The sequence below is a fragment of the Mesorhizobium sp. P2_D5 genome, from assembly GCF_056404355.1.
On the sequence record NZ_JBFUEE010000002.1, the window covers coordinates 518,899 to 543,641 of the forward strand.

A 24,743-nucleotide genomic window follows, 5' to 3' on the forward strand; every position below is an offset into this window, starting at 1 on the left:
TTGTCCCATGCGGCTTTGCCGTCATGTCTCATGCGGCTTCATGCTGTCGTGTCGCTGATTGCCTTTCGCAGGAAGCCCCTGGCCTTGCTGAGAGCCACGCGCGCCTCCTCGACGCCCATGCCGGTGATCGTCACCAGGATCGCCAGCTTCACATCGTTGCCGGTCTGGGCGAGCGCTTGCTTGGCTTGCTGCGCCGCGCAACCGGTCGTCTGCATGACGATCCTGGTTGCCCTGGCGACCAGCTTCTTGTTGGACGGGTTGAGGTCGACCATCAGGTTCTGGTAGCTCTTGCCGATGCGGATCATGCTGGCGGTGGTCAGCATGTTGAGCACCAGCTTCTGCGCGGTTCCCGATTTCAGCCGGGTCGATCCAGTGAGCACTTCCGGCCCGACAACCGGCGAGATGGCAATGTCGGCGATGCCGGCAATGGTCGAGGCTGGATTGCAGGACAAGGCGACCGTCGTCGCGCCAACTTGCTTTGCATAGCTCAATCCGCCGATGACATAGGGCGTGCGCCCGCTGACCGCGATACCGACCACCACGTCGTCTGATGTGAGCCCGATCTCCTGAAGCGCCCTCGCGCCCATTTTCGGATCGTCCTCGGCGCCTTCCGTCGACCGCACCAGGGCGTCGGGACCGCCGGCGATCAGGCCGACGACCATGCCTTCGGGCACGCCGAAGGTCGGCGGGCATTCCGAAGCGTCGAGAACGCCGAGCCGGCCGCTGGTGCCGGCGCCCATGTAGATCAGCCGCGCGCCTTTCTGGAAGGCAAGCACGATGCGGTCCACCGCGGCGGCGATTTCCGGCACGACCTTTTCGACAGCCGCCGGGACAGCCTCGTCCTCGTCATTGATCTTGCGCAGCACATCGATGGTCGGCAGCAGGTCGATGTCCATCGTCCTTGGGTTGCGGCCCTCGGAAATCAGCCGGTCCAACTCGGACATCAACCCTTGTTCGGTCATCCCAGTGCTTTCAAGTCGGGCGGCACGGCCGGCGTTGAGCAGAGCTCCCGACCGGCGCCAGCGCACACGGACGCTGTGTCCGTTTGCTGCTACCCTGTTTTCGTTTGTTAACTTTTTAGAATTTGATATTCTCACCGTCAACAAGAATATGGAATATATTATTCCTATCTGCAGAAAGCGCTATGGCCCGCCGCAGGACCGCTTGGCGAGGATGATCGCACCCGAGACGGCGTCGCCGTCAGCGGGCTTCAGGCGACGCCGGACATCGGGGGAGAGCCAGGGCTCGAGCGCACTGGACAGGCCGCCCAGCAAGGTGACGCGCGGTGCGCCTTGTTCGAACAGCACCCGCACCAGCGTGTCGATCTGTTCGGCCGCGCCTTGCACGATGCGCCGCCCGGCCGGATCGCCCTGGTCGGCATGGCGCATCACCATCGGCGCCAGCGCCGCATAGTCCGTGGCGCTGGCGCGGTCCATCCAGGCGACGGCTGCCATCGGGTCGCCCTCGAAGCGCTGCATCACCTCCGCCAACAGTGCCGTCCGCTCGTGCCGGCCGTCATGGGCGCGCAACGCCAGCTGCACCGCTTTCAGTCCAAGATCGGCGCCGCTGCCTTCGTCGGAGATCGGAAAGCCGTAACCGCCAACACGCAGGTCGCGGCCTCCGACAAAGCCGAGGCCGATCGAGCCGGTGCCGGCAATGACGATGGCGCCGTCCTGGCCGGAATGCGCGCCAAGGCAGGCGCCGACGCCATCGCTGACGAAATCGATGCTGGCAAACGGATGCGCGATCGCCCGCAACGCCTCCAGCGCACCCTTTCGGCCGATGCCGGCAAGGCCAATGCCGGCACGAATTCTGGCTGTCTCGGCTGGTCCGAAGCCTGTCTCTTCGATCGCCGCGCCAAAAGCTTTCGCAATCGAGGCCCAGGCCGCGTCGATGCCGAGCCGCGTGGTCGCCGGGCCCGACAGTCCCTGTCCCAGCACGTTTCCCTGGGCGTCCTCGATGCGGGCGCGACACCCGGTCCCGCCGCCATCGACGCCGAGAAAACAATCCGCCCCGCTGCTCATGCGCTCAGCCGCTCGATGTCGGCGCCGCACAGCCGCAGCTTGCGGTCCAGTTGCTCATAGCCGCGGTCGAGGTGATAGACGCGGTTGATGGTCGTCTCGCCCTCGCACACCAGCGCCGCCAGTACCAGGGACACGGAAGCGCGCAGGTCGGTGGCCATCACCGGTGCGCCATGCAGCTTGGCGCCACCGCGCACCAACGCCGTGGTGCCCTGCAGCTTGATGTTGGCGCCGAGCCGCATCAGTTCGGGAACATGCATGAAGCGGTTCTCGAAGATGGTTTCACGCAGCAGCGATGCTCCCTCGGCGCAACACATCAGCGCCATGAACTGCGCCTGGAGATCGGTTGGAAACCCCGGATAAGGTTCCGTCGTGACGTCGACAGCCTTCAACGGCCGGTCGCGTGACACGATGAGCCCGCGGTCGCCCGGCCAGACGCTGACGCCGGTTGCTTCCAGCAATTGCACCACCGAGGCCATATGCTCAAGCCGGGCATGGGTCAGTTCCAACTGGCCACCGGTGATGGCCGCGGCGATGGCATAGGTGCCGGCCTCGATCCGGTCCGGGATGATGTCGTGCCTCGCGGCATGCCAACTCGTGTCGCCCGCGATCAGGATGCGGTGCGTGCCGGCACCCTCGATGCGCGCGCCCATCGCGTTGAGGCACGCGGCGAGGTCCGCCACTTCGGGCTCGCGTGCCGCGTTGATGATCTCGGTTTCGCCCTTTGCCGTGGCCGCCGCCATCATCGCGGTTTCCGTTGCCCCGACCGACGGTGAACTCAAGACGATGCGCGTCCCGGTCAGCCCGTTCGGCGCCGATGCGACGATGGAACCATTCTCGATGGCTATCCTGGCGCCGAGGGCCGCGAGTGCGGCAACATGCATGTCGACCGGCCGCGCGCCGATCGCGCAGCCGCCCGGCAGCGAAACCCGTGCATGGCCGAACCGGGCCAGCAGCGGCGCCAGGACAAGCACGGTCGCCCGCATCTTTCGCACCGTGTCGTAGGACGTCTCCTTGGAAACGGCGGCACTGGTGTCGATCGTCGCGGTATGCGCCGACCTCGTCACTTCGGCGCCGTGCAACCGCACCACGCCGAGCATGTTTTCGACGTCAGTCACATCAGGCAGGTTGGTCAGTTCGAGCGGGTAGGGGCTGAGCAGGGCTGCCGCGATCTGCGGCAGGGCGGCGTTCTTGGCGCCGGATATGGTGACCGCGCCTTCCAGTCTCTGTCCGCCGACGATCCGCAATCTGTCCATGCGCCGAAACCTTGTGTGATGACGTTCGAGAATTAATTGTGCGTTCTTGGCTGTCAATCAGAATTGGAATATTTTATTCCTATGGCACGCTGTGCGGCTTGCCGACCTGAAAAGCGTAAGGGAATCTCGTGTCCGTTCTGAATAGGATCAATGCGAAGCTCGACGGCATGGCGCCTGGCGATCGTGAGATCGGCCGGTACATCGTCGACAATCCCGACCAGATGCTGCGCCTGTCGACGGCCGCACTTGCGGCCGAGATCGGACGCAGCCAGTCGAGCGTCGTCAAGTTCAGCCAGAAGCTCGGCTATGCCAGCTATCAGGAGCTCAAGCTCGCCGTCAGCGAAGCCAAGGCGCAGGAATGGCTGGTGCCGGCCGGCGTCATCCATGGCTCGATCGAGGTCGGCGACAGTTACCAGGTCATCCTGAAGAAACTGGTCGGCAGCAAGCTTCTGTCGATACAGCGGACCGTCGCCGCCAACACCGAGCGGATCATCTCCAGGACGCTGGAATTGCTGGATGGTGCGCGCCGCATCCACCTGGTCGGGGTCGGCGCCTCTTCGCTGGTGGCGCGCGATTTCTCCTACAAGCTGATGAAGCTCGGCCGCAATGTCCTGCACGACAGCGACAGCCACGTCCAGATGGCCAATGTCTCGACGCTCGGGCCAGGCGATGTGCTGTTCGCGCTTTCCTATTCCGGCGCCAGCATCGAAACCTTGCGCATCGCCGAGCTGGCCCGCAAGCGCGGCACGATGGTCATCGCTGTCACCGGCGTCCACGACAATCCGCTGAGCCGGGTCTCCGACATCTGCCTTTACACCATCGCCGACGAGGAGCGTGCGCGCTCATCCTCCATCACCGCGCGCGACGCACAGCTGGCGTTGACCGACCTTCTGTTCATCCTGCTGGTGCAGAGGCAGCCGGACGCCAACGAGTATGTCCACAACAGCGAAGTGGCGGTCTCGGTGCTGAAGGCTGAACTGCCCTCGTAGATGCCTCAAACGCTTTCGAGATAGGTCTCGATCTCGAAGTCGCTGACATTGAGGGCGAACGTATTCAACTCCTGGCGTTTGCAGGCGACAAAGGAGTCGCGCAGGATCGCCGGAAAGATCTCGGCCACATGTGTTCCGCTCTCAAAACTGGCGATCGCCGATGCCCAGTCCGGCGGCAACTTGGCCGGCACAAGCCCTTGCCCGTCGCTCCCGGTCGGATCGCCAGGCGACATCTGTCTTTCAATGCCGATCAGCGCGGCGCCCAATATGGCGGCAAGCACCAGATAGGGATTGGCATCCGCTCCCGAAACGCGATGCTCGATGCGACGCGCGCCGGTCGGGCCGCCGGGAATGCGGATCGCGACCATGCGGTTCTCGTAGCCCCAGGCCACGGCGGTCGGCGCATAGGATCTCGGACGCAGCCGGCGGTATGAATTGAAGTGCGGGGCGAACACAAGCGTGCTCTCGGCCATCGCCGCGAGCAGGCCGCCGACCGCATGGCGCATAATTTCCGAGCCCTGATCCGTGCCGTCGTCGAAGACATTGCGCCCCTCGGCGTCGGTCAGGCTGAAGTGGACGTGAAAGCCGTTGCCGGCGCGGTCGCCATAGGGCTTGGCCATGAAACAGGCGGCAAAGCCGTGCTTGCGGGCGATGCCCTTCACCGTGCGCTTGAACAATACGGCATCGTCAGCCGCCCGCAGGGCGTCGGCGACGTGGTTCAGATTGATCTCGAACTGGCCGACGCCATTTTCGGCAATAGCCGTGTCGACGGGAATGCCTTGCGTTCGGCAGGCCTCGTAGACGTCGTGGATGAAAGATTCGAAGTCGTCGATCTCATCGATCGACAGCGCCGCATCGGAATCGAGCCGGCGCCCGGTGACCGGCGAGACGGGCCCGACCGGCCGCTGCGACTGCGGATCGACCAGGTAGAATTCGAGTTCCGTCGCCGCGACCGGGGTCAATCCCAAGGCCTTGTAGCGATCGAGAATGCGGGCCAGCGCCCGCCGTGGATCGCCAAGATACGGCGCGCCGGTTTCGTCGGCGAGCCAGAGCGGGACAAGCGCCGTCGGATGCGCCGTCCAGGCCACGGGGAGAATGCCGCGTCCCGTCCATTGGCAAAGCCCGTCGGCGTCGCCTGTCGAGAAAACCAGCGTGTTGCCTTCGATGTCTTCGCCCCAGATGTCGAGCCCGATCAGGGAGTAAGGCATGCGCAGCTTGCCTTCGAGAGCCTTGCGCGCCTGCTCGACCGGGATGCGCTTGCCGCGCATGACGCCGTTGAGGTCGCACACAGCCGCCCTCAGGCTCTGGATGTCGTTCCTGCTTTCAAGCCAGTTCAAAACGTCCGCAATTGCATCGCTCAATTTGTAACCTCTGGTTTTTGAAGGTGCCGCAGCCTGATCGGCCACACTGTCCCTGGTAAAAATAGCTCGTGAGTTTTCGAAAACAAAACCTGACCATTGCCAGGCGTTTTTCTTATTTTTTCAAGTCACTAGCCGGGATGTCGGGAGGCATTTCAAAACCAATTGCGCGATCTGCGATCGCAACATAGAGGCAAGAGGACGGAAAGCCAAGGGGGCATTTGAACTGCCGGTGCTCACCGCCGACATAGCCGCATATGCTGTTGGAGCCTCTCGGTCAAAAGCGACCAGGCCGACAGTTATGTGCTAGTCTCGCACGCTTTTGAATGATGGCGGGTGGTGGTGATGTCAGAAACGGACAAGGTGTTCGCGGGCTCGATTCCGGAAAACTACGACCGCTATATGGTGCCGTTGATTTTCGAGCCGTTCGCCGCGGATCTTGCACGACGAGCCGCGTCCCTGTCGCCAAGTGCCGTCTTGGAGATCGCCGCGGGCACCGGGGTCGTCACCCGCGCATTGGCGCCAAAACTGTCCACGAGCGCAAGCTATGTCGTCACCGACCTCAACCAGCCGATGCTCGACTACGCCGCTTCGCAACAAGGTCCCGACAGTCGCATCGAATGGCGCCAGGCGGACGCTTTGGCGCTACCGTTCGAAGATGCGGCCTTCGACCTCGTTTGTTGTCAGTTCGGCGCGATGTTCTTTCCCGATCGCCCCTCTGGCTACCGCGAAGCAAAGCGAGTCCTGAAGCCCGGAGGTCATTTTCTGTTCAACGTATGGGATCGCCTCGAGGAGAATGTATTTGCCAATGATGTGACGAATGCTCTCGCAAGGATGTTTCCGAACGATCCGCCGCGCTTTATGGCACGCACGCCACACGGCTACCACGATACGGCCCTGATCCGTAGCGAACTGGAGGACGCGGGCTTCTCCCGTGTGGTGATCGAGACGAGAGCCGAACAAAGTCGTGCATCCTCGCCGCGCCTTGCGGCCGTCGCTTATTGCCAGGGAACGCCTCTTCGCAACGAAATCGAGGCCAGGGGCGCGGGAGAACTGGAAGTTGCAACCGACTGCGCCGCCTCCGCGATTGCGGACAGGCATGGCCGCGGCGAGATTGCCGCCAAAATTCAGGCCCACGTGATCATGGCCGTGGTCTAGCGCCCCAGAGCAATTCGGGAAAAGTGTGAAACGGTTTTCTCGGGAAAAGCGCGTAGCGCTTTCCCTAAGGGAATTGCGTCAAAACAAAGAGATAGAGCCGTTCGGCGTTTCCGTGAAACGGTGAACCGCTCTAGGCTCTCGGTTCCGGAAACCGCGCCTGCTGGAGAATATGCGTGGCGCCCTCGTCGATGTCGCGAACGATGGCCGCGCGCGCGCGCTCCCCGTCCTGGGCCTCGATCGCCGCGACGACCTCCTCGTGATAGTCGATGTCGAGGATGGAGGCGAGATCGTCCTCGAACCCCATGGCCAGGTTCCTCAGAAAAGGGCCGACCTGCATCCAGACGGTCTCGATCAGGAAGATCATCTGCTCGTTGCCGCAATGGCGATAGATCGAGAATTTGAAGTCGTAGTTCTTCCGCAGATAGTCATCGATATCGCCCTTGCGGGCCGCCAAAGTCAGGTCGGTGGAGTGGCGTCGGATCGTCCGCAGGTTGTTGCCGTTGATGAGCTTTGTCGCAAATTCGGTCGCGGAGCCTTCGAGGATCGTCCGCACGGCGGTCAACTGCGAAAATCGCTCTGCCGAAATGACTGGCACTTCCACGCTGCCGTTCGGCATCGGGCTCAGCGCCCGCAGCGCCTGCAGCCGCATGAAGGCACTGCGCACCGGCATGTCGCTGGTGCCGAGTTCCTTGGCGAGCTTGCGCGAGGTCAGCTTCTGGCCGGGCAAGAACTGGCCGGACATCAAGGCTCTGACAAGCTCCAGATAGACCTTCTCATGCAAGGGAACGGTGTCGACGGCGGTCAACCCGAATTGTGTTTTGTCGGCCATTGGCGGGGGGGCGCTACTTCATTCGTTCTGAAATTGACCCTGACGACATCAGCCGCAGATAGTCTTGGCTGGCCGAATGCGGCGAGAACACCGAAGTCAGCGACTTCTCGTCTGGCATGATAGACGCACCGATCGCAGCGCCGCAAGCCATGTCGGCACAGCCCGGGCCCTGCTGCGGCCGTCCATGCCACGGTGTGCAAAACCATCATCACAAAACTTGACCTTGCTTGCACTTGCACCTCTGGCCGCTCTCTGGCTTTTTGAGGTACCCATCCGAACGGACTGATTCGCGTCATGCCGCTCGATTGCAATCTCCCCAGGCAGTCTGCGGATGGGTCGTGAAGCGCGCGCAATTGGCGAAGGAGAAACAGGCATGGCCGAGTTCAAGAAGCCCGAAATCTCCGAAATGAGACCCAAGATCACCGTTATCGGCGTCGGCGGTGGCGGCGGCAACGCCGTCAACAACATGATCGCGGAGCAGCTTCAGGGGACCGAATTCATCGCCGCCAACACCGACGCGCAGGCGCTGACCATGTCGAAGGCAACGCGGCTGATCCAGCTTGGCGCGCATGTCACCGAAGGGTTGGGCGCCGGATCGCTTCCCGAGATCGGCCGCGCCGCGGCCGAGGAATCGCTCGACGAGATCATGGATCATCTGGCCGGCACGCATATGTGTTTCGTCACCGCCGGGATGGGCGGCGGCACGGGAACCGGCGCTGCTCCGATCATTGCCCAGGCGGCGCGCAAGGCCGGCATCCTGACGGTGGGCGTCGTCACCAAGCCTTTCGCTTTCGAGGGCAGGCGCCGCATGCAGATGGCCGAAGAGGGCATCGAGCGGCTGCGCGAAAGCGCCGACACGGTGATCGTCATCCCGAACCAGAACCTGTTCCGGATCGCCGATGCCAAGACCACCTTCGCCGATGCGTTCGTCATTGCCGACCGCGTGCTTTATTCCGGCGTCAGCTGCATCACCGATCTCATCGTCAAGGAAGGCCTGATCAATCTCGACTTCGCCGATGTCAAATCGGTGATGCGCGACATGGGCCGCGCCATGATGGGAACCGGCGAGGCCTCCGGCGACGGCCGGGCGATGAAGGCGGCGGAAGCCGCGATCGCCAACCCATTGCTGGACGAAGTTTCGATGAAGGGCGCCAAGGGTGTCCTGGTCTCGATATCGGGCGGCAGGGATATGACCCTGTTCGAGGTCGACGAGGCCGCCACCCGCATCCGCGAAGAGGTCTATGAGGACGCCGACATCATCGTCGGCGCCATCTTCGACAAGAGCATGGAAGGCCGCTTCAGGGTTTCTGTGGTGGCGACCGGGCTCGATCGTACCTTTGGGGCAGAGGACGCCGATGCCGGCATCGCCCGGGGCCATGTCGGCCAGCCGCCAGCGCGGACGCTTCAGTAGCCATCTTCTCGCACTTCCTGGCAAAGGGTGCCTGACGACGCTGTGCCTGCGTACCGGCTTTGCTCAGCGCACTCTAACTTGCGGCCTGCTGTATCGGTCTCTATCCCTCTGCTGCTACAAGAATCCTTCACAGACGGCCATCTATACTGGCAACCGGCATTCGTTCGAGCGACGAGAGGCGCGGCTTGGAATTTGACCTGAAAACCATCGAGGCGCTTGCGCCCGACCAGGCGTCGTTGAGCGCCGCTTCCAAGTTGACCAAGCAATCGAACTGGCCCCGGCTCGAAAAGAACGAAGAGCTGGCTCTCATCTGGGGGGAATGCCAGGGTTCCGGCTCCAATCCCTACCGTGTGGTCGTCGACACCGGCGACCATGGTTACAAATGCACCTGCCCGTCGCGGAAATTTCCCTGCAAGCACACTTTGGCGCTGATGTGGATCGCCGCCACCACGCCGGCCAGCTTTGCCGCGGCCGGCTCGACGCCGGAATGGGTGAACGATTGGCTGAGCCGTCGCAGGAAGACCACGTCGCAACCTGTGGAACCGCCACAAGGTGCGGGAGGCAAGAGCATCCGCGAAGCCGCGCGCGACGAAAGCTCTGTCGTCGAGGACGCGGCCGCGGTTGAGCGCCGCGAGGCAGCGCAGCGCAAGCGGGCAGAAGACACGCGATCCGCCGTGTCGGCGGCGCTGGATGAACTCGATCAATGGATCGCCGACCAGTTGCGGCTTGGCCTTGCCGGCTTTGTCGACAACAGCAGCGATCGTTGCCGCCGGATTGCCGCGCGGCTGGTCGACATGAAGGCGACGGCACTTGCCGGCCGCATCGACGAGATACCGTCTAGGTTGATGGCGTTGCGCAGCGAGGAACGGCCGGACGCGGCGATCCGCGAACTCGGCAAGCTTGTGCTGCTGGCCAAAGCCTGGCGGTCGGCACCCGATGACCCGGAACTGAGGCGGCTGGTCTCGACCTCCGAGAGCCGCGAACAGGTGCTGGCCAATCCCGATGCGATCCAGGTCGAAAGCGCTTGGGAAGTGCTCGGCGAGAAGATCGAATCTCGCCGTGACGGTCTTGTCAGCCATTCGACCTGGCTGCTCGACCTGAACAGCGCGACCTCGCAATTTGCCCTGCTGCTCGACTTTTTTCCGGCGTCGGCCGGTCGCCGGTCGAACGCGTTCACGCCGGGCGATCGTTTCGAAGCCCGGCTGATCTTCTATCCGGCGCGCCAGCCGCTGCGGGCATTGGTGGCGGACCGCAGGGGTGACGTCTCGTCCGGCGACTGGCCCGATTTCGGAGTTGACGCGTCGGATCCGCTGGCGGCCCATGTTGCCCGCCAGGACGCCGCGCCCTGGGTTACCGATTGCCCCGTCATGCTGCCGCCCGGAGCGATCCTGCTGGACGATCGCGGCGCCGCCTGGTGGCAGGCCGCCGGCGATCCGCACGGCATCGCCTTGCCAATCGCCGACACCGTCAATCCAACGCTGCTTGGACTGGACCTCAAGGCGACGGCCGCACTTTGGAACGGCAGCCGGCTTGAACTCCTGGCGGCGCAAAGCGGGTTTGGGAGGCTTGATCTGTCATGAATGAGATCGAGCAGACCGGCCTGGCGACCATGCGCGACTGCTGGATAACCGGCGGCGCCACCTTCGACCTGGCTCCGGCTGCATGGCAGCAGATCGCCGGCAGTGCAAACCCCGACGAGCGCGAGCGCCGGTTGCTGGCAATCGCCGCGCAGGCCCTCGACATTGCCTTGCGGCCAGCCGCGCCGAAGATGCTGAAACAACGCCCGCCACTGCCTGAACTTGCCTTGCCCATGCTGTCGGAGCGGCTGCGGCCGCTTTTGCGAACCGCGTTGAAGCATGCAGCCGACGCAAGGACCAAGACACGCGTGGCCACGCTCGTCGCCAGCCGAGGCTTCGTGCTGCATCCAATGGATTGGATGCCCTCTGCGTCGTATCAGGAAAGTCCGGACGTTTATGCCCCCTGGGTCGATTGGCAAGCCGGTGTGGATGGCGAGAAACAATCCCGCCGGGAACAACTGACCGTGGAAACCTGGGATGATTTCTATCCCGCTGCGCGCCGTACCGCGCTGGCCGATATGCGCCGCACCGCTCCGGCGCTGGCCAGGCAACTGATCGAGGCCAAGGGGTCAAGTGAGCCGGCGGAGATCAGATCTGCACTCATCGAACTCATGCGCTTCGGCTTGGGCGCCGATGACGTGCCATTCCTGAAGAGCCTCTCTGCCGACCGCTCGGGCAGGGTGCGCGAACTGGCTGGCCGGCTGCTGGCAAGGTTGGGAGAGCATGGCAACCCAGGCGATGGCGGGACGGAAGATCCGACAGCCGAGCTCGCCGCCTTCATCGCCGAAGGCAAATCCGGCTTCATCCGCCGCCGCACCACCTATACACCGATAAGACTCAAGGCTCCCGCGCAGGAAGCACGCCGCGGCGACTTGTTTGCCACCTGTTATCTGGGCGATCTTGCTGCCCGCTTCGGCGTTACCGAGTCCGATTTCCTCGGGGCATGGCAGTTCGGCGTCGACGACAATGCCGATCTCTTCCTCGTTCGAATGGTCTCGGTGTCCGGCAGTGATGCAGCGGTGGCGCATTTGGCCGATACGCTTGGCGCCGGAGGCGGCAAGCCGGCGCTTCTCGTCCTCCATCTCATGGCGCGTTTGGACAGCGGCAGGAAGCGTGTGTTGACCAGGCAAATCCTGAAAGACACGCAGAATCTTCACGCGCTCAACCAGGTCGAAGGCATCGAAGCAGGCTGGCTGGAATGGGCCGACCTGACAAACGGCCAGACGCTCCCGGCATTGCGTTCCGCTGTTGCGGGAAACGACGAGCCGGTGAAGCGAAGCGCCGACCAGACACTGGAGAATCTGGGGTTTCTGGCGACAGCGGCGACGGCAGAAAAATTGATCGGGGATGTCGTTGCGGCCGGCATGGCGCCGGCGGCGCCTTCGCTCGGTCTCCTGCGCCTCAATGCGGCACTGGCCGGGCCTGGAATCGACACATGATCACTCGGGAGAACAGCAAATGAACGCAGTCATCCGACTTCCGGTCGAGCAGGCCTACGCCGCCGAATTGCAGGCGCTCTCGCGCAATGACGACCGGCAAAAGCCCGCCGGATGGAGCCTTTCGCCCAAGGCGGTTCTCACCTATCTGCTCGGCGGAAAGGCAGATGACGGGACGCTGATAACGCCAAAATATGTCGGCCGCCGCCGGCTGATGGAGACCGCCGTGGCAACGCTCGCCACCGACCGGGCGCTGTTGCTGCTCGGCGTGCCGGGCACCGCCAAATCCTGGGTGTCGGAGCATCTCGCCGCCGCCATCATGGGCGACTCGACATTGATCGTGCAGTGCACGGCCGGCACCGACGAGAACCAGATCCGCTATGGCTGGAACTACGCGCAGCTTCTGGCCAAGGGCCCGAGCCAGGAGGCGCTGGTGCCGACACCGCTCTACCGCGCCATGCAGGACGGCAAGCTCTGCCGCCTCGAGGAACTGACGCGCATGGGCTCTGACGTGCAGGACACGCTGATCACCGTGCTGTCCGAAAAGATGATGCCGATCCCGGAACTCAACACGTCGATCTACGCGCAGCGCGGTTTCAACATCATCGCCACGGCCAACAACCGTGACAAGGGCGTCAACGAGCTGTCTTCGGCACTGAAGCGCCGCTTCAATGTCGTCGTGCTGCCGTTGCCCGAGGATATGGCGGAAGAAGTGGCGATCGTCTCGAAGCGGGTCGGCGAGATGGCCGGCGGCCTCGACCTGCCGGTGCCGAAGAATGTCGGCGAGGAGATCGCCCGCGTCCTAACCATCTTCCGCGAATTGCGCTCCGGTGCCACCGCGGATGGCAAGGTGACGTTGAAGACACCGTCCGGTTCGCTGTCCACGGCCGAGGCCATCGCCACCATGGTTGGCGGCCTCAGCCAGGCGGCCTGGTTCGACAGCGGCAAGCTCGGCGCAGAAGGCCTGGCTGCCAGCCTGGTCGGCGCGATCGTGAAGGATCCGGTGCAGGACAAGCTGGTGCTGGAAGAATATCTGGAAACAGTGCTCAAGAAGCGGCCGGACTATGCTGGCTATTACGCGGCCTTGAACGCGGCGATCTGACGCCATGGCGTTGAGCGACGTTTCCTATTTCGGCATACGCCATCACGGGCCCGGCTCCGCCGACAGCCTGGTGCAGGCGTTGCAGGACTTGAAACCGGTCGTCGTGCTGATCGAAGGGCCGGCCGATGCCTCCGCGCTGCTGCCGCTGCTTGCCCGGCCCGAAATGCAGCCGCCGGTGGCGCTACTCTGCTATCCGGAAGACGATCCGGCCTCGACGAGCTTCTGGCCCTTCGCCGAGTTTTCGCCGGAATACCAGGCGGCCCTGTGGGCTGTTGGCAACAACGCGGCTTTACGGTTCATCGACCTGCCGTCATCGGCCCGGGTTGCGGCGGTTGATGATGCAGAGGATGCCGATGCCGATGAAGCGGAACCCGGTGCCGACAACGAGACGGCTCAGCATGTGCGTGACCCGATCGGGACACTGGCGCAAGCCGCCGGCTATGAAGATGGCGAGAGCTGGTGGTCGGATATCATCGAGCAGAATCCGCAGCCAGGGCCCATCTTTGCCGCGATTTCCGATGCCATGACGACGCTGCGCGACGGCGAGGGCCCGCTAGCCGAATTCGAGGCCAGGCGTGAAGCGCATATGCGGCTTGAAATCACCGCCGCGCGCAAGGAATTCGAGGGGCCGATCGCTGTCGTTTGCGGCGCCTGGCATGTGCCTGCATTGCAAGCGACGCGACCGCAGAAAGAGGACCAGGCCCTTCTCAAGGGGCTCGCGCGACGCAAGAGCACGATGACCTGGGCGCCATGGACGGGGCCACGCCTGGCCCTGGGCTTCGGCTATGGCGCTGGTGTCGTCGCGCCCGGCTGGTGCAAGCATCTGTGGCGCACGCGCGGCCGCCACGACGCGGCGACCCTGTGGCTCGCAATGATCGCGGCGGTGCTGAGAGGCAAGGGACACATGGTCTCGACCGCTTCGCTGATCGAAGCCGAACGGCTGGCGCGTGCGCTGGCCGCGATCCGTGAGCGGCCAAAGCCTGGTTTCGAGGAATTGCGCGATGCTGCGATCGCCGCCCTGTTCAACGGCGAAGCGCTGCTTTGGGCGCTGGTCGAAGCCGAACTGCTTCTGGGCGCCGATGTCGGTGAAATTCCGCCCGACACGCCACTGGCGCCGCTGATCGAGGATCTGCAACGCAACCAGAAAGTGGCGCGGCTGAAGCCTGAGGCGCTGGAGCGCGAACTCTCGATCGATTTGCGCAGCGAAAGCGGGCTGTTTCGTTCGACATTGCTGCACCGGCTGAACGTGCTTGGCGTGCATTGGGGCAAGTTGACCGACAGCGGACGCAGCCGCGGCACCTTCCGCGAGCGATGGGCGCTCTCGTGGGAGCCGGAATATGCCGTTCGCCTGGTCGAGAACCTGATCTATGGGCCGACAATCGAGAAGGCCGCCAATGGCCGGCTGATCCAGATGATCGGCGCGTCGACCTCTCTCGACGCGCTGGCGGGACTGGTTCAGGGCGCCATCACGGCAAACCTGTCGGAAGCGTCGACCGCTGGTCTCGTGGCATTGGAGGAACGCGCGGCGCACAGCAGCGAATGCCTGGAAATTCTGGCATCGGTGCCGCCGCTCGCCGACATCATCCGTTATGGCGAGGCGCGCAAGACGGAAACGGCCCGTCTGTCCGGTCTGCTGGAACGGCTGATCATCGAAGGCGGGATAGCACTCGCCTATGCCGCCCGCGACCTCGATGACCAGGCTTCGACGACGCTGGTTGGCGCGATGCGCAAGGCCGATGAAGCGATCCGGCTGGTCGAACCTGGGGAAGACGTGCTGGACGCTTGGCGCAATGGACTGGCAGCGGTGCTCGATGGATCGCGATCTACGGCGCTGGTTGCAGGCTGTGCTGCGCATCTGCTCTACGAAGCCGGCCATCTGTCCGCCGACGCCGCAGCCGGCCTGATCGCACGGCGCCTGTCGCCGGGAACGCCGGTCATGGAGGCCGCAGGGTTCTTCGAAGGCTTCTTCAGCACCGCCAGTCAGCGGCTCATCTATGACGAGGCACTGCGCGGAGCGGTCGATGCCTGGCTTCAATCCCTCGACGAAGATGCCTTCATTGCGCATCTGCCGCTGCTGCGCCGGGTCTTCTCGCATCTGGACTCGATGGAGCGGCGGCGGCTGATCGAAGCGGTGCTCGGCCGCACCGCACGCCTGCCGGCCGGACTGACACCGACGCCGGAAGGCGACGTGGCCTGGCGCCGGCACCTGGAACGGCTTGGACCCTTGCTGACGGGCGGTGACGGCAATGGATGACGCGGCCGAAATGAACGAACCCCCCACCGACGACGGACGCGAGCGCCGCTGGCGCCTGGCGATCGGTGCCGATGACGAGAAATCGACTTCGCTTTCCGACACGGACAAGCGGCTTTCTGCGGCGCTCGATGCACTCTATGGCGATGGCGCCGGCGAAGCGGCTGCCGACCCGCGCAAGCGCCGCGGCGGGCTCGGCCGTTCGGCGCCGCGGGTAGCACAGTGGATGGGCGATATCAGGTCGTTCTTTCCCGCGCAGGTCGTGCAGATCGTCCAGAAGGATGCCTTCGAACGCCTCAACCTGAAGCAGATGCTGATGGAGCCCGAGTTCCTCAAGGCGATTGAGGCGGACGTCAATCTCGTTGCCGACCTGATTTCGCTGCGCTCGGTCATGCCGGCCAAGACCAAGGACATCGCGCGAACAATCATCGCCGATATCGTCGCCAAGCTGATGCAGCGGCTGGAGCAGAAGACGGCCGAGGCTATACGCGGCGCGGTCGACCGGTCGCAGCGCACCAATCGGCCACGCCAGCGCGACATCGACTGGCCGCGGACCATCTCGGCCAACCTTCGCCACTACCAGCCCGAGCATAAAACCATCGTGCCGGAGAAGCTGGTCGGCTTCCTGCGCAAACAGCGTCGCCTGGTCGATCTGGACGAGGTTGTGCTGTGCGTCGACCAATCCGGCTCGATGGCAAGCTCGGTGATCTACGCCTCGATTTTCGCCGCGGTGATGGCCTCCTTGCCGGTCGTGCGGACCAAGCTCGTCTGCTTCGACACGGCCATCGTCGATCTCACCGAGGAACTCAGCGATCCCGTCGAAGTCCTGTTCGGCGTGCAGCTGGGCGGCGGCACGGACATCAACCAGGCCGTCGCCTATTGCGCGGAGCGCATCGAACGGCCGACCAAGTCGCATATGGTGCTGATCACCGACCTTTATGAAGGCGGCAACGGCCAGGAATTGCTGCAGCGGCTGGCAGCACTTGTTCGATCCGGCGTCAATGTGGTGGTGCTTCTGGCGCTGACCGACCAGGGCAGGCCCGGTTACGACCCCAAGATGGCAGGCTCCGTTGCAGCGTTCGGCATCCCGGTCTTTGCCTGCACGCCGGATCTGTTTCCAGACCTGATGGCGGCGGCATTGCGCCGCGAGGATATCGGCGCATGGGCGGCCGCCGCCGACATCAAGCTTGTCCGCGCCGAGGCAGAGACGCCGGAATGAAACACAGCGCAATAGCCTCCAGAGCCGCCAGGGGATGTGCTTGGCGGCTCTGGACGGCTGATCGAGCTCAGCCGAACTTCGGGTCGAGACTGCCCGACTTGTAGCGCTTGGCCATTTCGGCGACAGGCAGCGGCTTGATCTTCTGCGCATTGCCGGCGGTGCCGAACTGCTCGAAGCGCTCCTTGCAGAGCTTCCGCATCGCCGCCATGGCCGGCGTCAGATACTTGCGCGGATCGAACTCGCTCGGATTCTCGGTCAGCACCTTGCGGATGGCGCCGGTCAGCGCCATGCGGTTGTCGGTGTCGATGTTGATCTTGCGCACGCCGTGCTTGATGCCGCGCTGGATCTCCTCGACCGGCACACCCCAGGTCGGCTTCATCTGGCCGCCATATTTGTTGATGATCTCCTGCAGATCCTCGGGCACCGAGGACGAGCCGTGCATGACCAGATGCATGTTGGGCAGCCGGCGATGGATCTCCTCGATGACGTTCATGGCCAGCACCGCGCCGTCGGGCTTGCGCGAGAATTTGTAGGCACCGTGGCTGGTGCCCATGGCGACCGCCAGCGCATCGACATGGGTGTGTTTGACGAACTCCACCGCCTGTTCCGGGTCGGTCAGAAGCTGGTCGTGGCTGATCTCGCCTTCGACGCCGTGGCCGTCTTCCTGCTCGCCCCCACCGCTCTCCAGTGAGCCAAGCACTCCGATCTCGCCTTCGACGGAAACACCGCCCCAATGCGCCATGTCGACGACGCGCCGGGTGATGCCGGAATTGTAGGCGTAGTCGGCCGGCGTCTTGCCGTCCTCCTTCAGCGATCCGTCCATCATCACCGAGGTGAAGCCGTACTGGATCGCGGTGACGCAGGTGGCTTCGTTGTTGCCATGGTCGAGATGCATGCAGACCGGGATGTCGGGGTGGATTTCGACCAGCGCGTCGATCAGCTTGGCCAGCACGACGTCATTGGCGTAGGCGCGAGCACCACGGCTCGCCTGCAGGATGACCGGCGACTTGGTCTCCTCGGCGGCCTCCATGATGGCGAGGCCCTGTTCCATATTGTTCATGTTGAAAGCGGGCACGCCGTAGCCGTATTCGGCGGCGTGGTCGAGCAATTGTCTCAGTGTTATGCGAGCCACCCAATAGTCTCCCGTATCTGGTTTCAAGCGCAACGTCGCGGGCCGGCCGGTCGCCGGTCGGCCCCTGATGCTTCTGGCCGGATTTCGGGCCAACCGCAACCTTCTGCGGTCCTGTCGATCGCAATTCTTGTTGCAGGGCTGAAATCCGGCCGTTTTGGCGATCTCAGGCCGCGATCAGTTCCCGCGCCGCCAGGATCTGCACGCAGGCATTGGCCGCTTCCTTGCCCTTGACGGTGAAGTGCTCGAAGAAGAAGCGGTGATGCTCGGCGCTGTCATGGTAGTTGTGCGGGGTGAGCACCGCCGACAGCACCGGCACGCCGGTCGACAGCTGCACATTCATCATGCCGTCAATGACGGCACTGGCGACGAACTCATGCCGGTAGATGCCGCCGTTGACGACAAACGCCGTACCGAGGATCGCGGCATAGCGGCCGGTCTCGGCCAGGGTCTTGGCGTGCAGCGGAATTTCGTAGGCGCCGGGAACGTCGAAGACATCGACGGCGAAGCGCTCGCCTCCGATGTCAGTCAGTTCCGCCTCGAAGGCCTGCACGCACTGGTCGACGATGTCGGCATGCCAGCGCGCGCGAATGACGGCGATGCGGGTCGTTTCATAGTCTTTCTGGGAATGCTGATTCATGGGTCCATCCTTCCGTTTCGAACCAGAATCAGGACGCACGATACGAAATCCGGCCCGCCGGGACGGTCCGTGTTCCGTTCGTTCTCTTCCATCCGGACTCTAACCGTCGGCTCCGGAATCACACCGGATCTGCTGACCTCTCCGATCTTGCCGGAAAGCGCTCGCGGGCTTGGGCCGAAACCCTTACCGCCGGTGGGGACTTTCACCCCGCCCTGAGAACATTAACGCCGTTTGTATGAAAGGGCAGGGCGCCGCTGTCAATCGTGTGAAAGACGGATGACCAATACAGTCTGTCAACTGGAGCAATTCCAGGAAAAGTGTGAAGCGGTTTTCCCGGGAAAAGCGCATAGCGTTTTCCCTTGGGAATTGCGTCAAAAACGGAAGAGATAGAGCGGTTCGGCGTTTCCGCGAAACGATGAACCGCTTTATCGCGTGCGCCACGCCGCCGCCGAAGCGGCAACCAGCATGAGCAATGCCGCAACCGTCGCGCAGGTGGCGAAACCGAAGCTGGAATAGAGCGGGCCGAAGCCGGTCGTGCCGACGAAGACCGCCAGATAGGTCACCGCGCTGTTCAAGCCCATGATCGTGCCGCGCCGCGAAGGATCGAGCGCCGACAGGCGCATCACCAGGACGTTCAGTCCGAAATGGTTGGCAAGCCCCCAGACCGCCACCATGGCGATGGTCAGGCCGAAACTGCCGCTCGTCGCGGCCATGGCGACATAGACGACGGCGACAAGAAGATAGGCAAATGGCATGACGCGGCGCGCGCCCAGGCGATCGATGACGCCGTCGAGAAGAGCAGCCGTGCCGAAGCCGATGCCATAGGCAAGTGCTGCCCATCCGTTGGCGCTGACCGGTCTCCCCAATCCGCTGTGCAGGTGATCACCGAGATAGCCATAGACGCCGTAGAAGGCTGTCATGAAGGCGGCACAGGCGATGAGCAGCGGCACGATGCCGGGAATGCCGAGCGCCTCCAGTGGCGTCGGCGCCGGGCCACTCTTCCTGGCGTCGCTCAGTGACGACACTGTAAGACCGGCCAAGGCAAGCGTTGCCAGCAGCGCGACCGCGGCGAAAACGGCGCGCCAATGCACGAGATCGGCAAGCACGGCCGACAGCGAAACGCCGGCGACCATGCTCAGCGTCCATCCGGTCAGCACGACGCCGATCGTGCCGCTTTCCCGGCCAGGCGGCGCGATGGCCGCGGAACTGGCATAGATCGCCGGCATGGCGATACCGGCAGCAATGCCGGCGAGCAATTGTGCCGCGACCAGCATCATCACCGTCGGTGCCGCCGCGCTGGCGACGAGCGCTATCGCGAGCAACAGCAATGCGCCTTGCAGCATCCGGCGGGCGCCGATCCGGTCGATGTAGCGTGCCAGGAACAGGGCGCTTGCGGAGGTGCCGAGGCCGAACACGGCAGCCGCGATCATGACCACCGGTACGCTGGTCGCAAACGACGCGGCCACGGCCGGTGCGATCGGGCCCAGCACAAGCGAATTCGAGCCGATCACGGCGATGCATCCGGTCAACAGATAGGCAAGGGCCGGGATCGGCGCCCGGGCGTTCGCGGCCAATGGTGCAACTTGATCAGCGTTCGACATAAGACCATAATGACCGCATTAAATTCTGCGGCAACCGGAGATTTCAGCATGGACGAAGAAACAGATGGCATTCCGCAGAACAGGTCTGCCGCCCGTGAGCTCGACGCAATTGACCGAAAAATATTAGGCGTCCTGGTCGATGACGCGACCGTCAGTTATGCCGAGCTCGGCGATCGCGTGGGGCTTTCACCGCCGGCGGCGCACGAGCGCGTCAAGCGGCTGCGGCGCAGCGGCGCCATCCGCAATACCGCGGCAATCATCGATCCCCACGCTGTGCGCAAGCCGCTGCTGGCTTTCGTCCACATCGACACCAAGGGCTGGGGAAAGACGCCGGAACTGATGGCGGTTTCACAGTATCCGGAAGTCGAGGAAATCCACACCGTCGCCGGTGACACCTGCATGCTGCTCAAGGTCCGCACCGAAGACACCAGAGCGCTCGAAGGCCTGCTGTCACGCCTCTACGAAACGCCGGGCGTCACCTCGACACGCAGCTACGTGGTGCTGTCGACCTATCTCGAGCGGCCGGTGCAACCGGGCGTCACCGCGACGTGGCCGACGCCCAAGCACATGAGCAAGCCGCTCTATTAGAGCAATTCCAAGAAAAGTGTGAAGCGGTTTTCCCGGGAAAAGCGCGTAGCGCTTTCCCTAAGGGAATTGTGTAAAAACAATGAGTTAGAGCAGGTTGCCGGTTCCGTGAGCCGGTGAACTGCTCTAGCGTTGGATTCGAAGTCCGGTCTTAGCCGCGCTCGGGAAACATCGCCTTCAGGCCCTCGCGCGACGCCTTGGCGACGCCGCGTTCGGTGATCAGGCCGGTCACCAGCCGCGCCGGCGTCACGTCGAAGGCCGGGTTCGCCGCGGGTGTCGTCTCGGGCGAGATGCGCACCTGGGCGATCTCGCCGGCAGCGGTCTTGCCCCAGACCAGCGAGACCTCGTCGGCCGAGCGCTGCTCGATCGGTATATCGGCCAGCCCGTCATGCACCGTCCAGTCGATGGTCGGCGACGGCAGCGCGACATAGAACGGCACATGATTGTCGGCGGCGGCAAGTGCCTTGAGATAGGTGCCGATCTTGTTGCAGACATCGCCGTCGGCAGTGGTGCGGTCGGTGCCGACGATGACCATGTCGATTTCGCCGCGTTGCATCAGATGGCCGCCGGCATTGTCGACGATCAGCGTGTGCGGCACGCCATGGCCGGCCATCTCCCAGGCGGTCAACTGGGCGCCCTGGTTGCGCGGCCGCGTCTCGTCGACATAGACGTGGACCGGAATGCCGGCCTCGGTTGCCAGGTAGATCGGCGCGGTGGCGGTGCCGTAGTCGACGGTCGCCAGCCAGCCGGCATTGCAGTGGGTCAGGATGTTGACCGGTTCGCCCTTCGGCTTGCGCGCCGCGATCGCCTTGATGATGGCGAGACCGTTCTCGCCGATGGCGCGGTTGAGGCCGACATCCTCGTCGGCGATTTCCCTGGCCCGCCGATAGGCGGCTTCGGCGCGTTGTTCTGTTGGCAATGGCCTGAGGAAGCGCCGCATCTCGTCCAGCGCCCAGCGCAGATTGATCGCCGTCGGCCGCGTCTCGTGCAAAGTCTCCCAGACCGCATCAAGTGCGGCATCCGATGGATCGTTCGCCATCTGCATGGCGACGCCATAGGCAGCGGTGACGCCAATCAGCGGCGCGCCGCGCACCCACATGTCGCGGATCGCTGTGGCGATGCCGGTGACGGTGTCGATCTTCTCGACGCGGAAATCATGCGGCAGCCAGCGCTGGTCGATGATCTCCACCGAACGCCCGTCGTCGCTCAGCCAGATGGTGCGATAGTGGCGGTCGCCGACGTTCAAATGCTGCTCTCCTGTTCAATCAGCGCGGCCAGGTGGTTGACCTCGTCGATGCTGTGGATCTGGCGCCGGTTGACGGCGAGGTGGCGGCCGAATTTCAGCGCCTTGGCCTCACAACTGGCGCGCAGATCCTCGTCGGCAATGGTCTCGAAATCGGCATTGTGGGCGAGGCCGAGGATGCGCCGGTGGACCTCGATGCCGGCAAAGCCGAGCAGATCGGTCCAGATCTGGTGCAGCACATGGTCGAGCGCCTGCTCGGCGCCGAGCCTGTCGCCCTGATCCTCGAACAGGCTTTTCTGGTAGAGCATGCCGGTGCGCTCGGTGCGCCACAGATGCGAGAACTCGGCACGGAACACGACCCAAGTCTCGACGGTCACCGCGAGCAGATAGGCGCGCATGGCGTCGCGCTTGCCGCTCTGCTCGTGTCCCCGCTGCGAGAAGAAGGACATCCAGAAATTGGCGAGCAGCATGCCGACATCGAACGCCATCGGGCCGTAAAAGGCGAATTCGGGGTCGATCATCCGCGTCTGCGAGTCGGTGACCATGATCGAGCCGGAATGCAGGTCGCCATGCAGCAGCGTTTCGGCATTGGCGGCGAATATGTGCTTCAGCCGCTGCGCCTCGACCTTGAGGTCGCGATCGGCGCGCAGCTCCGCGACGAGGCCGTCCAATTGCGGGCTGGTGTGCCGGTTCATCCTGGCGTCGAAATAGGGGTCCGAGAACACCAGGTTCTCGGTGATGTCGCAGAGTTCGACATTGTCGGCGAACAGCGCCAGGTCGGCCTTGCGGTCCTTGGCTGCCATATGCAGGTCGGAGCCGCGAAACAGGGTGCGGGCCATGAACAGGCCGATATCCCTGGCAATGTTCGGCAGCTGCCGGCCTTCGATCAGCGCCCGCCGCAGGATGATGTGCGGCGACAGATATTCCATGATGATCAGCGCCTGGCCTTCATCGAAATGGTAGATCGCCGGCACCGAGCCCGGCGCGCGTGCTTCTTGCCGCGTCAGCGCGTGGTATTCGAAGAACGAGCGCTTCAGCGGCAGCGGCCAGCTGTCGCCGACCAGGCGGACATAGGGCAGGGCCTGCTTGACCACCGCTGCCCCGCTGGCGCCTTCGACGATGAACACCAGGTTCAGATTGCCGTCGCCGACCTCGCGGACCTTCCACGCGCTCGTGTCCTTGCCGATCCGCGCGCGCAACGCCGCGTTGTCGCCAAGACGGCTCGGGAGCGTCTCGACCGACAGTGCTTCGAACTGCAATTTTCCAGTCATCGTCATCCTCCCGCATATGCGCTCCGAACATAACGGAGGCATGGCGGCCGGGCCAAGCTAGGAAGCGATCTGGCAATTGTCAATCGTGTTGACAATTGCCGATGTAGCCCATAGCGTCTTGTCAGGGAGGAACGCATGGTCGGCAATGCCGTGTTCCGCGCGGAGGGGCTGAGGAAATCCTTTGGCCAGAACGAGGTGCTTGGCGGCGTCTCGCTGGAGCTGCATGCCGGCGAAGTGACGGTGCTGATGGGCGCCAATGGCGCCGGCAAATCCACCCTCGTCAAGATCATCAGCGGCGTCTATGAGCGCGGCGACGGCACGATGGGCCTCGCCGGACAGGCCTTCGCGCCGAACACGCCGGCGGAGGCGATCCGCGCCGGCGTCGTCACCGTGCACCAGAACATCAATGACGGTGTCGTAGCCGATCTCGATGTCGCCACCAATTTGACCCTCGACCGCTTGAGCGGCAGCGGTGCTTCGTTCCTGTTCAATCCGGCGCGCGTGTGTCGCCAGGCAAAGGCCGTCGCCGACCGCATGGGGCTGGCCATCGATCTCAAAGCGCGCGTCAGCGATCTTTCGCTGGCCGATCGCCAGATGGTGGCGATAGCCCGCGCTTTGGCGCATCAGCCGAAAGTGCTGATCCTCGACGAGCCGACCTCGTCGTTGTCCAGCGCCGAAGCCGATCGGCTGTTTGCGCTGATCGACAGGCTGCGCGAGCAGGGCGTCGCGATCCTCTACATCTCTCACCGCATGTCTGACATCCGGCGGCTTGCCGATCGTATCGTCTCGATGCGCGACGGCGTCATCTCAGGCGTCTTCGACAAGAAACCGCTCGACTATGAAGGCGCCGTCAACGCCATGCTCGGGCGCAAGATCCATCTCGACCAGATCGTCGTCAGGCATTCGGCCAAGGCGATCCTGACAATCGAAGGGCTGCGCATAGCGCAAGGCGCCAGGCCGATCTCGCTGACGCTCGGCGACGGCGAGGTCGTTGCCATCACCGGCCTCGTCGGCGTTGGCAAGACGGCGCTGGCCGAGACGCTGTTTGGCGTGCGCAAGCCGCTCAGTGGCACCATGGTGCTGAACGGCAAGCCCTATGCGCCTGAAACAACAGGCGAGGCGATCGCCGCCGGCGTGTTCCTCGTCGCCAAGGACCGCGGCGAGAACGGCATCGTCAGCGGCTTCAATATTCAGGAAAACATCAGCCTGCCGTTCCACAAGCGCATGTCGCGCCTCGGTGTTCTCAGGCGCCGCCTGGAACGCAGCACCGCGCGCCGCCAGATCGAAGAACTGGGCATCGTCTGCCGCTCCGAGAAGGACGAGCTGGCGGCACTTTCCGGCGGCAACCAGCAGAAGGTGATGGTCGCCCGCTGGATGGCGCAGGATGCCGGACTGTTCATTCTGGATGAGCCGTTCCAGGGCGTCGACATTTCGGCCCGGCGCGACATTGCCGCCAAGCTCAGGGCAAGTGCAAACGGCCGCGCCACGCTGCTGTTCGTCACCGAGCTCGACGAGGCGTTGGAGACGGCCGACCGCATCCTGGTGATGTCCGAACAAACCATCGTCGGCGAGCATCGCAATGCCGATGTCGATCTCGATCGCCTGCTGGCCGAGGTCGCCGGCGGACCGCTGCACAGCGCCGCCTGAGCGTGGCGGCAAGGAATTGG

General features: G+C 63.9%; 20 protein-coding genes and 1 riboswitch. Of the genes, 10 read left to right on the forward strand and 10 right to left on the reverse strand.

Annotation, left to right across the window (positions count from 1 at the left end; all coding sequences use genetic code 11):
- Positions 1–38: 38 nt before the first annotated feature.
- The 3 genes from murQ to murA all read right to left on the reverse strand — a co-directional run bounded on the left by murQ (position 39) and on the right by murA (position 3,277).
- The gene (gene murQ, locus AC1DYW_RS09220; RefSeq protein WP_477225917.1) at positions 39–962 is read right to left on the reverse strand and encodes an N-acetylmuramic acid 6-phosphate etherase; all 924 of its coding nucleotides are present in this window, start codon (positions 960–962) and stop codon (positions 39–41) included.
- A 180-nt stretch (positions 963–1,142) separates the two neighbouring features.
- Entirely contained in the window at positions 1,143–2,024 is an 882-nt protein-coding gene (locus tag AC1DYW_RS09225; protein WP_477225918.1) for a glucosamine kinase nucleotide-binding domain-containing protein, read from the reverse strand.
- The gene (murA, locus tag AC1DYW_RS09230) at positions 2,021–3,277 is read right to left on the reverse strand and encodes a UDP-N-acetylglucosamine 1-carboxyvinyltransferase (protein ID WP_477225919.1); all 1,257 of its coding nucleotides are present in this window, start codon (positions 3,275–3,277) and stop codon (positions 2,021–2,023) included. Before murA ends, AC1DYW_RS09225 begins: the two co-directional genes overlap by 4 nt.
- Before the next feature lie 128 nt (positions 3,278–3,405).
- On the opposite strand from murA, the gene AC1DYW_RS09235 reads away from it, so the two are divergent.
- Entirely contained in the window at positions 3,406–4,266 is an 861-nt protein-coding gene (locus AC1DYW_RS09235) for a MurR/RpiR family transcriptional regulator (RefSeq protein ID WP_477225920.1), read from the forward strand.
- Between the two features lie 5 nt (positions 4,267–4,271).
- Here AC1DYW_RS09235 and AC1DYW_RS09240 read toward each other — a convergent pair whose 3' ends face one another.
- Complete coding sequence (locus tag AC1DYW_RS09240; protein WP_379016972.1) at positions 4,272–5,627, reverse strand: glutamine synthetase family protein; 1,356 nt, start codon at positions 5,625–5,627, stop codon at positions 4,272–4,274.
- Positions 5,628–5,969: 342 nt separating this feature from the next.
- Here AC1DYW_RS09240 and AC1DYW_RS09245 point away from each other — a divergent pair, with 342 nt between their 5' ends.
- Positions 5,970–6,782 (forward strand): class I SAM-dependent methyltransferase, encoded by an 813-nt coding sequence (locus tag AC1DYW_RS09245; RefSeq protein WP_477225921.1) that lies wholly within the window; start codon positions 5,970–5,972, stop codon positions 6,780–6,782.
- A 130-nt stretch (positions 6,783–6,912) separates the two neighbouring features.
- Here the strand turns inward: AC1DYW_RS09245 and AC1DYW_RS09250 are convergent, their stop codons facing one another.
- Complete coding sequence (locus tag AC1DYW_RS09250; RefSeq protein ID WP_477225922.1) at positions 6,913–7,611, reverse strand: GntR family transcriptional regulator; 699 nt, start codon at positions 7,609–7,611, stop codon at positions 6,913–6,915.
- 373 nt (positions 7,612–7,984) lie between these two features.
- Here AC1DYW_RS09250 and ftsZ point away from each other — a divergent pair, with 373 nt between their 5' ends.
- The 6 genes from ftsZ (at position 7,985) to AC1DYW_RS09280 (ending at position 16,607) form a co-directional block, all read left to right on the forward strand.
- Entirely contained in the window at positions 7,985–9,022 is a 1,038-nt protein-coding gene (gene ftsZ / locus AC1DYW_RS09255; protein ID WP_477225923.1) for a cell division protein FtsZ, read from the forward strand.
- 185 nt (positions 9,023–9,207) lie between these two features.
- On the forward strand, positions 9,208–10,602 hold the full coding sequence (locus tag AC1DYW_RS09260) for an SWIM zinc finger family protein (RefSeq protein ID WP_477225924.1): 1,395 nt from the start codon (positions 9,208–9,210) through the stop codon (positions 10,600–10,602).
- Positions 10,599–12,038, forward strand: coding sequence for a DUF5691 domain-containing protein (locus tag AC1DYW_RS09265; RefSeq protein ID WP_477225925.1), 1,440 nt, complete (start codon positions 10,599–10,601; stop codon positions 12,036–12,038). Before AC1DYW_RS09260 ends, AC1DYW_RS09265 begins: the two co-directional genes overlap by 4 nt.
- Before the next feature lie 19 nt (positions 12,039–12,057).
- Entirely contained in the window at positions 12,058–13,137 is a 1,080-nt protein-coding gene (locus AC1DYW_RS09270; protein WP_477225926.1) for an ATP-binding protein, read from the forward strand.
- Positions 13,138–13,141: 4 nt separating this feature from the next.
- Positions 13,142–15,391 (forward strand): DUF5682 family protein, encoded by a 2,250-nt coding sequence (locus tag AC1DYW_RS09275; protein ID WP_477225927.1) that lies wholly within the window; start codon positions 13,142–13,144, stop codon positions 15,389–15,391.
- Between the two features lie 10 nt (positions 15,392–15,401).
- Positions 15,402–16,607 carry a VWA domain-containing protein gene (locus AC1DYW_RS09280; RefSeq protein ID WP_477225928.1) on the forward strand — a complete coding sequence of 402 codons (1,206 nt, stop codon included), beginning with the start codon at positions 15,402–15,404 and terminating at the stop codon, positions 16,605–16,607.
- 67 nt (positions 16,608–16,674) lie between these two features.
- On the opposite strand, the gene fba is transcribed toward AC1DYW_RS09280, so the two are convergent.
- The 3 genes from fba to AC1DYW_RS09295 all read right to left on the reverse strand — a co-directional run bounded on the left by fba (position 16,675) and on the right by AC1DYW_RS09295 (position 19,977).
- Positions 16,675–17,739, reverse strand: a complete 1,065-nt coding sequence (gene fba / locus AC1DYW_RS09285) for a class II fructose-bisphosphate aldolase (protein ID WP_477225929.1) — start codon at positions 17,737–17,739, stop codon at positions 16,675–16,677.
- A gap of 163 nt (positions 17,740–17,902) precedes the next feature.
- Positions 17,903–18,376 (reverse strand): 6,7-dimethyl-8-ribityllumazine synthase, encoded by a 474-nt coding sequence (locus AC1DYW_RS09290; RefSeq protein ID WP_477225930.1) that lies wholly within the window; start codon positions 18,374–18,376, stop codon positions 17,903–17,905.
- A gap of 76 nt (positions 18,377–18,452) precedes the next feature.
- A riboswitch (FMN riboswitch) is annotated at positions 18,453–18,600 on the reverse strand.
- 201 nt (positions 18,601–18,801) lie between these two features.
- Positions 18,802–19,977, reverse strand: coding sequence for an MFS transporter (locus AC1DYW_RS09295; RefSeq protein WP_477225931.1), 1,176 nt, complete (start codon positions 19,975–19,977; stop codon positions 18,802–18,804).
- Between the two features lie 48 nt (positions 19,978–20,025).
- Here AC1DYW_RS09295 and AC1DYW_RS09300 point away from each other — a divergent pair, with 48 nt between their 5' ends.
- Complete coding sequence (locus tag AC1DYW_RS09300) at positions 20,026–20,565, forward strand: Lrp/AsnC family transcriptional regulator (RefSeq protein ID WP_095088168.1); 540 nt, start codon at positions 20,026–20,028, stop codon at positions 20,563–20,565.
- A 148-nt stretch (positions 20,566–20,713) separates the two neighbouring features.
- Here the strand turns inward: AC1DYW_RS09300 and mtnA are convergent, their stop codons facing one another.
- Both mtnA and mtnK read right to left on the reverse strand, forming a co-directional pair.
- A complete protein-coding gene (mtnA, locus tag AC1DYW_RS09305; protein WP_477225932.1) occupies positions 20,714–21,808 on the reverse strand; it encodes an S-methyl-5-thioribose-1-phosphate isomerase in 1,095 nt (364 codons plus the stop codon).
- The gene (gene mtnK / locus AC1DYW_RS09310) at positions 21,805–23,076 is read right to left on the reverse strand and encodes an S-methyl-5-thioribose kinase (protein ID WP_477225933.1); all 1,272 of its coding nucleotides are present in this window, start codon (positions 23,074–23,076) and stop codon (positions 21,805–21,807) included. The genes mtnA and mtnK overlap by 4 nt, the downstream gene beginning before the upstream one ends.
- Before the next feature lie 135 nt (positions 23,077–23,211).
- Between mtnK and AC1DYW_RS09315 the strand changes: the two genes are divergently transcribed.
- Positions 23,212–24,723, forward strand: a complete 1,512-nt coding sequence (locus AC1DYW_RS09315; RefSeq protein ID WP_477225934.1) for a sugar ABC transporter ATP-binding protein — start codon at positions 23,212–23,214, stop codon at positions 24,721–24,723.
- The last annotated feature ends 20 nt before the right edge of the window (positions 24,724–24,743 follow it).